This window comes from Ochrovirga pacifica, assembly GCF_000220525.1.
Lineage (GTDB): Bacteria > Bacteroidota > Bacteroidia > Flavobacteriales > Flavobacteriaceae > Ochrovirga > Ochrovirga pacifica.
Window position 1 is genome coordinate 1 of sequence record NZ_AFPK01000042.1, and the last position, 12673, is coordinate 12673.

Genomic DNA, 12673 nt, shown 5'->3' on the forward strand with positions numbered 1-12673 from the left:
TTTTTGTAGAATATTATTTAGAATATTATTTTTGTTTTAACTGCCATTCCCAAGCAGATTTTAAGGCCTCTTGCAACCCTAATTCCGTTTTCCATGCCAACTCTTTGTTAGCAATAGTTGTATCGGCATAAGCAGCAGTAATGTCTCCCGCTCTTCTATCTACAATTTTGTATTTTAATTTTACGTCGTTTGCAGTTTCAAACGCATTGATTACTTCTAACACAGAGCTTCCTTTACCTGTACCAACGTTAAAAAACTCGTAAGATTCTTTGTTTTTCTTTTCTATCAATCTGTTTAGAGCTGCAATATGAGCTTTAGCTAAATCTACCACATGTATGTAGTCTCTAACTGCTGTTCCATCGGGTGTTGGGTAATCGTCTCCAAATACAGACAGTTCTTCTCTAATTCCTGCAGCCGTTTGTGTAATAAAAGGAATTAAATTTTGAGGCACACCTAAAGGTAATTCTCCAATTTTTGTTGATGGATGAGCTCCAACAGGATTAAAGTAACGCAAAGCAATAGCATTAATTCCGTGTGCTTTAGAGGCATCTTGTATGATTTCTTCACCTATTTGTTTGGTGTTTCCGTATACAGATTCAGCTTTTTTAACAGGTGCTTTTTCCGTAATAGGCAATTCGTCTGCTTGACCATATACAGTGCAAGATGAAGAAAAAATAAAGTTGTCTAATTTTCTATCTCTCATTTCTTGTAGTAAGTAAACCAAGGCTCCTAGATTGTTTTCGTAATAATCCAAAGGTTTGTGCATACTTTCTCCTACGGCCTTAAAAGCAGCAAAATGGATAATTCCATCAACTTGATACTTGTCAAAAAAGTTTTTTACATCTTGTTTGATACGCAAATCAATTTGTTCAAAAGAAGGTTTTTTACCTGTAATTTCAGCAATTTGGTCTAAAACTTTAAGGGTAGTGTTCGACAAATCATCGATTACTACTACATCAAATCCTGCGTTTTGTAATTCCACTACGGTATGCGATCCAATAAATCCCAAACCTCCTGTAACTAGTATTTGCTTAGCCATGTTAAAAAAGTATTATTTAAAAAAATTAAGTATTATTTCGACAATCAATTCTTGTTGTTCTGTTTCTAATTCGGTATGCATAGGTAAAGATATAACTTGCTTAATTAACCTATTGGTGTTGGCAAAGTTTTCTTCTATAACGTTTTCTGTTTTGTAAGCTTTTTGATTGTGCAATGCTACTGGATAATAAATAGCATTGGGAATTTGCTTTTCTTTTAAATACGCATGCAGCTCATCTCGTTTACCATTGGTAATTTTTAAGGTGTATTGATGGTATACGTGGTTAGAGAATTCAGAAGTTGCAGGGGTACTAATATGTTTACAATGCTTAAAGGCTTGAGTGTAATAAGCAGCCGCTTTCTGGCGAGCTTGGTTATAAGCATCTAAATAAGGCAGTTTTACATTTAGGATAGCTGCTTGTATACTGTCTAATCTAGAGTTTACTCCAACTACATCGTAGTAATATTTTTGATACATTCCATGGTTTACCATACCTTTAATGGTGTGTGCCAATGCATCATTATTAGTAAAAATAGCTCCACCATCTCCGTAACATCCTAAGTTTTTAGATGGGAAAAAAGAAGTTGTACCTAGGGTACCCATGGTTCCTGCTTTTTGGACTCTTCCATCACTAAAGGTGTAGCTAGCTCCTAGTGCTTGTGCGGTGTCTTCTATTACATACAGATTGTTTTCTTTAGCAATTTGTAAGATGGGTTCCATATGTGCACATTGACCAAACAAATGTACGGGTATAATAGCTTTTGTTTTAGGAGTAATTGCCTTTTTTAAAGAATCCAAACTCATGTTAAACGTATCTTCTTCTACATCTATTAAAACAGGAGTTAACTTTAACAGTTTTACAACTTCTACTGTTGCAGCAAAAGTAAAATCTACAGTGATTACTTCATCACCTGGAGCTAAATCCAAAGCCATTAAAGCTATTTGCAATGCATCCGTCCCATTTGCACAAGGGATTACGTTTTTTACATCTAAATAAGTGGCTAAATTGTTTTTAAAAGAGGCAACTTGTGGCCCGTTTATAAAAGTAGAATTGTTTATAACTTCTTGTATAGAAGTGTCTATTTGTTCTTTTATTTCTAAGTATTGACTTTTTAAGTCAACCATGGTCAATTCTTTCATTCAAGACAGGTTGAGTTACAAATAAACAAAAAAGTAACCACTAATCCTATCATTCTCCTCTAGGTATTCTTTATATTTAAGCACAAAAATATTTAAGAAATGAAATTGATAAAAAATATAGTACTCGGTATCTTATTGCTACTGGTTTTAATAATGGTAGGGGGATTTTTTTATTTACAGAGTACTAAACCAAGCTATCAGGGAACAGTAAAAATCAAAAAAATTAAAAACACAGAAGTAGTGTTTGACGATATGGGAGTTCCTCATATTTATGCTGATTCAGAATTGGATGCAACCAAGGCACTAGGTTATATTCATGCTCAAGAACGTTTGTGGCAAATGGAACTTCTTAGAAGAATTGCTTCAGGGAGATTGGCCGAGATTTTAGGGAAAGACTTGTTAGAGGTGGATGTGTTTTTTTCTCACTTAGGAGTAGACAAAACTGTTGAAAAACAAGTGGCTGCTTTGGAAAAAAATCCAAAAGTAAAAGCTTTAGCACAAGCATATTTGGACGGGGTAAATACCTACATAAACAATGGAAGTACCCCAATTGAATTTACCTTATTGGGAATAGAAAAAGAAAATTACCAAATCAAAGACATGTATTATGTAGCTGCGTATATGTCTTTTAGTTTTGCACATGCTTTTAAAACAGACCCATTATTGTCTTTTGTTCAAAAAAAATACGGATCAGTTTATCTAAAAGATTTGGCGATTAATGCAGATGAACAAACGTTTTATCAAAAAAATTATGAGGATAAGATTGCAGGAATTTCAACAGTAAATTCCATACTAAAAAAATTGCCATTTCCTCAGTTTATCGGAAGTAATGGCTGGGTATTGGGACCAAAAAAAACAACCACAGGTAAAGTCATTTTTGAAAATGATCCACATATTGGATATGCTCAGCCATGTGTTTGGTATCAGGCACATATCAAAACTCCAGATTATGAAAATTATGGGTTTTATTTAGGTTTATTTCCTTTTCCATTATTGGCTCATAATAGAGATTACGCATACGGAATTACTATGTTCGAGAATGATGATTTAGATTTTTATCAAATACTCAATCATCCAACAGATAAAAGTAAATATATCAGTAGCACAGGAACACATACGTATATTTACAGGTCAAAAATCATTAAAGTAAAAGGAGAAGATGATGTAAAAGTTAATTTAAAAGAGACGGTTTTAGGAACAGTTTTTACTCATCAAAAAAAAACATTAGACAGCCTAAAAACAATAACTTTACAGTGGGTGTATAACGAGCAACCAAGTCGTGTGATTCAGGCAGCTTACGGATTAAGTCGTGCTAAAAACATCACAAACTTTGAAAGTTATTTAGAGGGAATTACTGCTCCGGGGTTGAATTATGTTTATGGTGATGCAGAAAACAATATTGCATTATGGTCTGTGGCAAAACTGCACGAGTTCAATGCAGACGTAAACACAAAGTTTGTGCTAAATGGAATGGATTCTTTACAAACACAAAAAATACCTCTGTCTTTTACCGAGAATCCAAAAGCTATCAATCCGCCTAATGGATATGTAATTACTTCTAATACACAACCAGATTCTATTCACGGAAGACTTTTTAAAGGGTATTATTTACCTCAAGACAGAGCAGTTGCTATTGAAAAAGGAATACAGAAAAAACAAAAATTATCTGTTTTAGATGTCCAAAGTTTGGCCAATAGTCATACCAATACAGTTGCATTAGCTAATGTAAATGCTTTGGTTGCTGAACTTAACTTGCAGGAACTTACAAGTTTTGAGCTTTCTGTGTTAGATGCTTTGGTAAAATGGAAAGGAAATCATGGGCTACAAAATATAGAGCCAGTAATCTATTACAAATGGACCAACAAGCTTTTGCATAAAACTTTTTCTGATGAGTTACCCAAAGCTTATTTTGATGATTTTGTTAACTCCAATCTTTGCAAACGCACACTAAACAAAATAGTTCATATACGCAATGCTGCCTGGTGGGATGATGTAAACACAGCTATTAAAGAAACTTATAAAGACATCGCTATGCAAACATTTAAAGAGTCGGTGGCAGCGTTAAAAAAACAATTAGGAAACGATATTAGCCAATGGCATTGGGGTAAAGTACATACTGTAGAACATGAACATGCTTTGGCAAAAGTGAATGTGCTAAAAAAATTATTCAACGTAGGAAGTTTTTCTATAGTGGGAGGAAACGAAACCATTAACAATACCATGTTCGACTTTACTTTAGACGGAGTTTACAAAGTCAACGCAGGACCTTCAACACGTAGAGTCATCGATTTTTCAAACATAGAAAATTCTTATGCAATTATACCCACTGGTCAATCTGGAAATTTTTTAAGTCCTTATTACAAAAATCAAGCAACAGATTATGTAAAAGGAGTGTATCATAAAATGTTATTAAACGAAAAAGAAATTCGTAAAAGTAAAAATATTTTGAGGTTTGAAGAGTAAAATCAATCAAGACCTTATAAAAATAAAGCCATCTGTAATAGTTACAGGTGGCTTATTTAGTTAATGAGAGATAATAATTATTTTTTTATAAAGTTTTCAGGTGTTGTAAAATCTACCTGATCAACAAACTTTATGTTAGACAAAGTTGCTTTTCCAATAACTTCGGTTAGTCCTTCTTGTTTGTTCCATCCCGAAAAACTCCATTCCGAAGCAATAGGAATTCCATCTACTTTAACATAATTGCTATAAGCAATTGCATGCGGATCAGATTCTGCTTTTTCTTTAGATTTTCCGTAAGTAACAATATATGCAGCAGCACTTACCAGATGGTTTTCGGTGTTGCTGTACACGTAATACCAATCATCAGGAGTGTCTCCAGTACCTCCTTTAAAGGTTAGCTTTTGAATGTTGTAAGGGGTTCCGTTCATGTTTTGGGTGCCAAATTCAGACCACATAGTACCCTTGTCAGAAAGTTTGTAGGGTAGTAAGAAAAAATAAGGCCACGTATAGGCATTAAAACGAATTCTTTCTTCGTTTTTCATTGCTGGATCATGATAAACTTTATCTGCAATCGTGATTAGTTGGGTACCATCACTAAAATCAATTTTTCCTTTAGAAGAATCTGTTAATAAAGAAACTTTTCCGTTAAAAATTTGATTTCCTCCGAACACGATAGATAAATCAAACGCAATGGCTTTTTTTGATAAAAAATGTTTCCTGTGGTGGGCAGCTTCAATACGGTCTATTTCCGTTTCTTTTTTTAAGGAATTCTCTTGTTGATGCGTTGCTGTGCTTTCTTTTTCTTTTTTGGGTTGACAAGCAATTAGAGCAAATGCAGTGCATCCTGCAACTAAAAAAATAGGTAATGGTCTCATAGAAAATGGTTTGTTTAGTCGAACAAATCCGACGATAAATATCTATCTCCTCTGTCGCAAATAATAGCAACAATTACACCTTCTTTTAATTGATTTGCAACTTTTACTGCCGTAGCTACAGAACCACCAGAACTCATCCCAGCAAAAATCCCTTCTTCTTTAGCCAAGCGTTTGGTCATGGCTCTAGCATCTGCTTCGGACACTTCTATAACCTGATCCACTTTAGAACGATCGAAAATTTTAGGTAAATATTCTTCAGGCCATTTTCTAATTCCTGGAATTTTAGAACCATCGCTAGGGTGTGCTCCTACAATTTGCACATTAGCATTTTGCTCCTTTAGGTATGTTGAGGTTCCCATAATAGTACCTGTAGTACCCATAGCAGATACAAAATGAGTGATTTCTCCTTGGGTGTCTCTCCATATTTCAGGTCCTGTGGTTCGGTAATGAGCTTTCCAGTTGTCATCATTTGCAAATTGATTTAACATAATATAACCTCCACCTGCAACTTTTTCATCGGCATAGTCTCTAGAGCCTATAATTCCAGTATCGGCAGGAGTCAAGGTAACTTTTGCTCCGTAAGCTCTCATGGTTTGCACGCGTTCTGCGGTAGAATTTTCTGGCAACACCAGTTCAATATCAATATTAAGAAGCTGTGCAATCATGGCTAGAGCAATTCCTGTATTTCCACTTGTAGCCTCTATCAACTTGTCTCCATCTTTTATTTCACCTCTATCCAAAGCTCCTTTTATCATGCTATAAGCTGCACGATCTTTTACGCTTCCTCCTGGGTTGTTACCTTCTAATTTTAAAAGAAGTTTCACCTTTGGATTTTTTACCAAATGACTTGTTTCTACCAAAGGGGTATTCCCTATATATTCTAATAATTTGTGATACATAGTATAATTAATTAAAGGTGTAGCTCAATTTTATTTGTCCTAGTCCGGCATCAAATTTCCAGAAATTGGTTTGTTTAGATTGAACTTCTCCATCGTAAATTTTATTCAAATATTTGTCTATATGATCCACAGTAATAAACCCGATAAAACTTCCTAAAGCAACATCAGAAAACCAGTGTGCACCACTCCATAATCTAGAAATAGGGGTGATAGCTCCCACGGCATAAATTCCGGCTTTGGCCCAAGGATTTTCTATTTGCCTAGCAATACTGTGAGAAAATACAGCAGCAACTACAGAATGTCCCGATGGGAAAGAATGGAATTCTGCTAATGGACTAAAAGGTTTGTAAAACCTTGGGTCGTAACCAGACGATGGTCTAGCTCTCCCTACAAAAGTTTTGATTGAGGATTGTAAAAATCCAGCAGCTCCAATGGAAGACATTAATAGAATTCCTGTTTTTTTTAATTTAGAATTGTGTTTAATATGACCTATAGTATATAGCCCTGTAGATAAAACAACGGCATTGATAGGACCTCCAAACAAATCACCAAATCGTTGAATTCCTTCGGGTACTTTTTGAGATTGCTCTTTAAAATATGGAGCTAAAGGCTCGTCAACAAAAGTTAGTAGTGTATAGGTACTGGCTACAGCACCAAAGGTAATCCATTCTTTTTTTTGCCAACGTAAAGGAGATGTGTAGAAGTTGGCAATTGCTTTCCATGTATGATTAAAATCTTGTTTAGGAGTACTTATGTATAAAAGAGAGTCTACGGCCGTATTGTTTTCTTTTTGGGAATACCCTTTTAAAAAGATAAAAAAAAGTAAGAGATAAAACATTGTTTTTTTCATAAGCTTTATCTAGTTTTTATATTCGATTCAATGGTATTATAGACTACAGAGTTTTTGGGGATAGATTTTACGACCCAAACGTTTCCTCCTATAATTGAGTTTTCTCCTATAACGGTTTCACCACCAAGTACAGTAGCATTTGCATAAATACAAACATCTGATTTTACTGTAGGATGTCTTTTTACATCTTGCTTATCTTTAGTAACACTCAATGCTCCTAAGGTAACTCCTTGATATATTTTAACACGTGGTTCAATAATACAAGTTTCACCAATTACAATTCCAGTAGCATGGTCTATAAAAACAGGAGCTTGTATGGTTGCTCCTGGATGAATATCCGTTCCTGTTTGACTGTGTGCATACTCACTCATTAAGCGAGCAAACAAATACAATTTTTGATTGTATATTTCATGGCTTAACCTATGAATGGCAATAGCGTAAAAACCAGGATAAGCAAAGTAAATTTCTTCTAACCTACGTGCTGCTGGGTCGCATTGCATAAAGTAAGCAGCATCTTTGTTAAGATCGTTTAGAACTTTGGGTAATTTTTTAGCAAAAGTTTCCCAATTGCTATTGCAAATTTCCTCTGGAGATTCGCAAGCAATTTTTGCAGCTCTTTTAAAGAAAATTTCCAGTTCTAGGAATCCTTGTTTTAAATCTATTGTATCATCAAACAAAACTCCAAAGATTTTTTTGGTAAAATCTTCTACACTTGTTTTTACACTGTAGTTTAAATTGGTTTGTTGTTTGATTGCTTGTAATTCTGTAATGATGTGTTCCATATCAAAATTGTCTAAGCATAAAAGTAAACATTACACGCTTAGGAAAAAAAATGTAATTGGATCTTTTGTGTAATGGTTTTTGCTAGTTTGAATTTAGATTCTACAGTCCAACCTGCAACATGCGGAGAAAGTAATACGTTTTCAGACTGAATTAAATATTGAAAAGCAGCAGGTAGCTGTTGGTTTTCAAATAAATTTTCGAAAGAGGTTTTTTCGTATTCTAATACGTCTAAACAAGCTCCAAGAATTTTTCCAGACTTAAGTGCTGCTACCAAAGCATCGGTTACAATGGCAGTTCCTCTTGCTGTGTTGATTATGTAAAAGTTTTTTTGAAACTTTTCAATAAAATCAGCATTAATCATTTTATAAGATTGTTCGTTGTGCGGAGTATGAATGCTAACTACATCGGTTCGTTGTTGTAGTTCTTGCAAGGAAACTTGCTGGCAGTTTTCATCGCCTACATTTGCTTTTAGGTCGTAACAAATTACCTTGCAATCAAAACCTTTTAACTTTTTAGCAAATGCTTTTCCCATGTTTCCATAGCCAATCAATCCTATGGTTTTTCCTTCAAGCTCTAAACCTCTGTTTTGTTCCCTCAACCACAAACCTTTTCTAATTTCTAAATCTGCTTTTTTTAAGTGGTTAAACAGGCTTAAAATCATTCCCAGAGCATGTTCTCCTACGGCATTTCTATTTCCCTCAGGAGCAGCAATTAGTACAATTCCTTTACTTGTTGCATAATCGCAGTCAATACTTTCTAAGCCGGCTCCTACACGAGCTATAAATTTTAGCTTTTTGGCAGCATCTATAAAAGTTTTGTCTATTTGAAATCTACTACGGATTACAATTCCATCATAACTATGAATTATAGTTTCGATTTCAGTTTTAGAGGCTGTAAAATTTTGATGGTTTTCACATCCAAAAGAAGCCAAATCTTCCATTAATATAGGATGATTGCTGTCTAGGTGTAATACTTTCATAATTGTTTTTTACCGTTAGCTAATGATGATTGCTTAGGGTTAAAGGACACAAGCTTTTTGCAAAAAGTTACTTAATATTGTTCTTTTTCGTTAGGAAAGTCAACCGATTTTACGTCTTTGCAATATTGTTCAAAAGCATTGCTCATATCATCGTATAAGTTTAAGTACCTGCGTAAAAACCTTGGATGAAATTCGTGAGTCATCCCCACCATGTCGTGAGTCACTAATACTTGACCATCAACATGAGAACCTGCTCCAATACCAATAATTGGGATGTTAAGTTGTTCTGCTACTTTTTTTGCCAGTTTTGCTGGAATTTTTTCCAAAACTATGGCAAAACATCCTTTAGATTCTAAGAATTTAGCATCATCAATTAGTTTTTTAGCCTCGGCTTCCTCTTTAGCTCTTACAGTATAAGTTCCAAATTGATAGATAGATTGCGGCGTTAGTCCTAAGTGTCCCATTACAGGAATACCGGCATTGATAATTCTTGTTAATGCGTTGTCTATTTCTATACCTCCTTCTACTTTAACAGCGTGTGCACCAGACTCTTTCATAATTCTGATGGCAGAACGCAACGCTTCTTTAGAGTCCGACTGATAACTACCAAAAGGAATGTCTACCACCACCAAACTTCGTTTAGAAGCCCTTACCACACTGCTGGCATGGTAAATCATTTGATCTAAAGTAATTGGCAGCGTGGTTTCGTGTCCTGCCATTACGTTAGATGCAGAATCTCCAACCAAGATTACATCTACTCCGGCATTGTCTATAATTTTTGCCATGGTGTAATCGTATGCCGTAAGCATAGAAATTTTTTCACCATGTTTTTTCATTTCAATAAGAGAGTTGGTTGTAATCCTTTTGTATTCTTTTTTGATTGCAGACATAATTGTATGAACTAAAAATTGCGAGGGTAAAATTACTGTTTATTTATCAGAATTTGGTGGCTTAGAATAAGGATTGCATAAAAAAACACATCTTGTATAACTAAGATGTGTTAAAAGTGTAATGCTAAACAATTTTTTATTCTGTCGGAATTCTTTCGTCTATCATTTTTAACGGCATTCCTTCCATCAAATCAAAAATGTCTATAATGCTTCTAAATTTATCTTCTTCTTCTGCTTGTTCTGTTATAAACCATTGTAAAAAAACTTCGGTTACAAAGTCGTCTTCAGTTCTGGCTTTTTTAAATATTTTTTTGATAGAATCACTTACAGCAATTTCTTGATCAAGTGATTTCTCGTAAATAGCTTTTAAACTTTCAAAGTCGTTGTTTACACTGTCTATTGATGGAGAAATAGCGGCTCCTCCGTTATCATTTATAAACGTAAAAAATTTCATCGCATGTTCACGTTCTTCTTCTGCTTGTTTGTAAAACAATTCTTTACTGTTTAACAGTTCTCGTTGATCACACCAAGAAGCCATGGCTAGGTAAGCTGCAGAAGCATGCATTTCCATAGCTATTTGTTTATTAAGCAAATCCATCACCTCTGGGTGAATAGAAATTTGTTTTCTGATGATTGTATTCATAATTGCCTGTCTTAATTGTTACCTTACAAATTTAATAAGCCAACAGGGTAGAACAAATATGAATAGATGGTTTAGAGAGATTCATAAAGAATCTAAATTAAAATATTGTTTGTATCAAAACTAAAGAAAAATAGTAATTCTTCTTTTAATGCAATTAGGCTGGGAACCTCTAAAAACAACAATTCTTTTTTGTCTGCAACAAAAAGCAAAGCACAGTTTTCGTTTTCTATAATACGATAGAGATTGTTAGGGCTAGTAAGTTGCAGCAGTTGTTGTCTTAACTGTAACAATTGCGGAAAAGTTAACGGAATTGTTTTTTCATAAAAATACAATTGAAAACGGCAAAAGGTTTCCATTTCTATGTGTATATCAGCAGAGGAATTGCAAACAGTTTTCAAGATAAATTGAATTTGGGATGCAAATATAGTTCTTATTTAGAGTAAATAAAAACAATATTGCTTTTTTATTCTTAGAATTGCAAAAAAAACGGTGCTGTATTCGTTTATTGGCAGTTAATTTGTAGTGCAAAAAAGTTATATATTTATGCTATAAATCAAAAAGGATGCAGGAAAACAAAGTGCACACACTAGATCCGGATAAATGGATTGATGCTTACGCTGATTATTTGTTTAATTATACCATTGCAAGAGTTAATGATACAGAGAAAGCAAAAGACTTGGTTCAAGAGACTTTTTTTGCTGGACTAAAATCGATGAAAAATTTTGAAGGAAAAGCAAGCGAAAGAACTTGGTTGGTTTCTATTTTAAAACGAAAAATTATTGATCATTACCGCAAAATTAATTCTAACAAAGGAAAGGCGGAAGTACGTATGAATTTTTATCAAGAAGGAGATAGAGAAGGAGATTGGTTGGAAGAACGAGTGCCTCAGAAATGGGATAGTTCTGCCGATGCTATGATAGAGTCAGAAGAATTAGGTGAAGCGTTAACGGCATGCATACAAAAGTTGCCAGAAAAGTACAGAATGGTGTTTGAGATGAAAACTATTCAGGGTTTTGAGACCGAAGATATTTGTAATGAGTTAGATATCACATCGTCTAATCTTTGGGTAATCATCCATAGGGCTAGAACGCAGTTAAGAAGATGTATGGAAGATAACTGGTTTAAAAAGTAAGAAAGGGCATGGGAAAATTAAAAATTACTTGTGAAGAAGCAACAACCATATGTACAAAAGCACAGTATGGAGAAGCGAGTTTTTTAGATAAATTTAAGTTGAATTTACACTTTGTATATTGCAAAACGTGTAGAACATTTAGTAGGCAAAACTCAGAATTGTCAGATATGTGTGCACTTGCAAAAAAATATCAAGAAAAACACAAATGTTGCTTGTCTGAGGCAGACAAAAAAGCGTGGAAAGAAAAAATGAAAGAACTGGAAAAATAAACAAACATGCACTTTTTACCAGAAAAAATTGATGAATATGTAGTGGCTCATTCTCAAGAAGAACCAACTTTATTGCAAGAATTAAATACCGAGACTTGGCAAACCGTTTTAAATCCACGTATGTTAAGTGGAGCTTATCAAGGACGTTTGCTATCTATGTTGTCTAAATTAATTCGTCCCAAAAATATATTAGAAATAGGAACCTATACGGGCTACTCTGCTTTGTGTATGATAGAGGGAATGCAAACTGATGGAGAATTGCATACCATTGACAAAAACGAAGAATTGTATGATTTGCAAAGAAAATACTTTAACAAATCTTCTTTTGGAAGCAAAATACACCAACATGTAGGAAACGCAATAGACATTATTCCAACAATTTCTACAAAGTTCGATTTGGTTTTTATTGATGCAGACAAAGCCAATTACGCCAATTATTTTGATTTGGTTATAGATAAAATGAATGCAGGCGGAGTAATTTTATCGGACAATGTATTGTGGAGTGGTAAAGTAACCGATGAGGTTATTAACGAAAAAGATGTAGACACCAAAGAGTTAATTGTTTACAATAAGAAAATAAATGAAGACCCAAGAGTAGAGACAGTATTGTTACCCGTAAGAGATGGGTTAACAATAACAAGGGTTAAATAAAAAGTATTTATTTGCTTTATTAAAAAACGACATTTCTAAAAGAAATGTCGTTTTTTTAGT

At 34.1% G+C, this 12673-nt stretch carries 14 protein-coding genes; 4 read left to right on the plus strand and 10 right to left on the minus strand.

Annotation, left to right across the window (positions count from 1 at the left end):
- Positions 1-25 precede the first annotated feature (25 nt).
- Entirely contained in the window at positions 26-1039 is a 1014-nt protein-coding gene (galE, locus tag FS85_RS0108415) for a UDP-glucose 4-epimerase GalE (protein ID WP_010135746.1), read from the minus strand.
- A 12-nt stretch (positions 1040-1051) separates the two neighbouring features.
- Positions 1052-2179, minus strand: a complete 1128-nt coding sequence (locus FS85_RS0108420; protein ID WP_010135747.1) for a DegT/DnrJ/EryC1/StrS family aminotransferase — start codon at positions 2177-2179, stop codon at positions 1052-1054.
- 99 nt (positions 2180-2278) lie between these two features.
- Here FS85_RS0108420 and FS85_RS0108425 point away from each other — a divergent pair, with 99 nt between their 5' ends.
- On the plus strand, positions 2279-4642 hold the full coding sequence (locus FS85_RS0108425; RefSeq protein ID WP_010135748.1) for a penicillin acylase family protein: 2364 nt from the start codon (positions 2279-2281) through the stop codon (positions 4640-4642).
- A 77-nt stretch (positions 4643-4719) separates the two neighbouring features.
- Here FS85_RS0108425 and FS85_RS0108430 read toward each other — a convergent pair whose 3' ends face one another.
- From FS85_RS0108430 to FS85_RS0108465, 8 genes are all read right to left on the minus strand, one after another.
- Positions 4720-5517, minus strand: a complete 798-nt coding sequence (locus FS85_RS0108430) for a DUF6503 family protein (RefSeq protein ID WP_010135750.1) — start codon at positions 5515-5517, stop codon at positions 4720-4722.
- Positions 5518-5531: 14 nt separating this feature from the next.
- Complete coding sequence (gene cysM, locus FS85_RS0108435) at positions 5532-6416, minus strand: cysteine synthase CysM (protein ID WP_010135752.1); 885 nt, start codon at positions 6414-6416, stop codon at positions 5532-5534.
- Between the two features lie 7 nt (positions 6417-6423).
- Positions 6424-7266, minus strand: coding sequence for a phosphatase PAP2 family protein (locus FS85_RS15365; protein WP_010135753.1), 843 nt, complete (start codon positions 7264-7266; stop codon positions 6424-6426).
- A gap of 5 nt (positions 7267-7271) precedes the next feature.
- On the minus strand, positions 7272-8048 hold the full coding sequence (gene epsC / locus FS85_RS0108445) for a serine O-acetyltransferase EpsC (protein WP_010135754.1): 777 nt from the start codon (positions 8046-8048) through the stop codon (positions 7272-7274).
- A 38-nt stretch (positions 8049-8086) separates the two neighbouring features.
- Positions 8087-9028, minus strand: coding sequence for a 2-hydroxyacid dehydrogenase (locus FS85_RS0108450; protein WP_010135756.1), 942 nt, complete (start codon positions 9026-9028; stop codon positions 8087-8089).
- 71 nt (positions 9029-9099) lie between these two features.
- Positions 9100-9918, minus strand: a complete 819-nt coding sequence (panB, locus tag FS85_RS0108455) for a 3-methyl-2-oxobutanoate hydroxymethyltransferase (protein ID WP_010135757.1) — start codon at positions 9916-9918, stop codon at positions 9100-9102.
- 136 nt (positions 9919-10054) lie between these two features.
- Positions 10055-10561 (minus strand): ferritin, encoded by a 507-nt coding sequence (locus tag FS85_RS0108460; protein ID WP_010135758.1) that lies wholly within the window; start codon positions 10559-10561, stop codon positions 10055-10057.
- 92 nt (positions 10562-10653) lie between these two features.
- Entirely contained in the window at positions 10654-10959 is a 306-nt protein-coding gene (locus FS85_RS0108465; RefSeq protein WP_033194657.1) for a hypothetical protein, read from the minus strand.
- Between the two features lie 164 nt (positions 10960-11123).
- Between FS85_RS0108465 and FS85_RS0108470 the strand changes: the two genes are divergently transcribed.
- From FS85_RS0108470 to FS85_RS0108480, 3 genes are read left to right on the plus strand one after another with little or no spacing between them, the layout of a single operon-like run.
- The gene (locus FS85_RS0108470) at positions 11124-11693 is read left to right on the plus strand and encodes a sigma-70 family RNA polymerase sigma factor (protein WP_010135761.1); all 570 of its coding nucleotides are present in this window, start codon (positions 11124-11126) and stop codon (positions 11691-11693) included.
- 8 nt (positions 11694-11701) lie between these two features.
- Positions 11702-11962, plus strand: coding sequence for a hypothetical protein (locus tag FS85_RS0108475; RefSeq protein WP_010135762.1), 261 nt, complete (start codon positions 11702-11704; stop codon positions 11960-11962).
- Between the two features lie 6 nt (positions 11963-11968).
- On the plus strand, positions 11969-12613 hold the full coding sequence (locus FS85_RS0108480; protein WP_010135763.1) for an O-methyltransferase: 645 nt from the start codon (positions 11969-11971) through the stop codon (positions 12611-12613).
- Positions 12614-12673 lie beyond the last annotated feature (60 nt).

What these genes read in the sequence shown, in the direction of transcription:
- FS85_RS0108480 (WP_010135763.1), top strand. Translation starts at nt 11,969, where the DNA reads ATGCACTTTTTACCAGAAAAAATTGATGAATATGTAGTGGCTCATTCT.
- FS85_RS0108450 (WP_010135756.1), bottom strand. Translation starts at nt 9,028, where the DNA reads ATGAAAGTATTACACCTAGACAGCAATCATCCTATATTAATGGAAGAT.
- galE (WP_010135746.1), bottom strand. Translation starts at nt 1,039, where the DNA reads ATGGCTAAGCAAATACTAGTTACAGGAGGTTTGGGATTTATTGGATCG.
- FS85_RS0108425 (WP_010135748.1), top strand. Translation starts at nt 2,279, where the DNA reads ATGAAATTGATAAAAAATATAGTACTCGGTATCTTATTGCTACTGGTT.
- FS85_RS0108420 (WP_010135747.1), bottom strand. Translation starts at nt 2,179, where the DNA reads ATGAAAGAATTGACCATGGTTGACTTAAAAAGTCAATACTTAGAAATA.
- FS85_RS0108430 (WP_010135750.1), bottom strand. Translation starts at nt 5,517, where the DNA reads ATGAGACCATTACCTATTTTTTTAGTTGCAGGATGCACTGCATTTGCT.
- FS85_RS0108475 (WP_010135762.1), top strand. Translation starts at nt 11,702, where the DNA reads ATGGGAAAATTAAAAATTACTTGTGAAGAAGCAACAACCATATGTACA.
- FS85_RS0108460 (WP_010135758.1), bottom strand. Translation starts at nt 10,561, where the DNA reads ATGAATACAATCATCAGAAAACAAATTTCTATTCACCCAGAGGTGATG.
- cysM (WP_010135752.1), bottom strand. Translation starts at nt 6,416, where the DNA reads ATGTATCACAAATTATTAGAATATATAGGGAATACCCCTTTGGTAGAA.
- panB (WP_010135757.1), bottom strand. Translation starts at nt 9,918, where the DNA reads ATGTCTGCAATCAAAAAAGAATACAAAAGGATTACAACCAACTCTCTT.
- FS85_RS0108470 (WP_010135761.1), top strand. Translation starts at nt 11,124, where the DNA reads ATGCAGGAAAACAAAGTGCACACACTAGATCCGGATAAATGGATTGAT.
- epsC (WP_010135754.1), bottom strand. Translation starts at nt 8,048, where the DNA reads ATGGAACACATCATTACAGAATTACAAGCAATCAAACAACAAACCAAT.
- FS85_RS15365 (WP_010135753.1), bottom strand. Translation starts at nt 7,266, where the DNA reads ATGAAAAAAACAATGTTTTATCTCTTACTTTTTTTTATCTTTTTAAAA.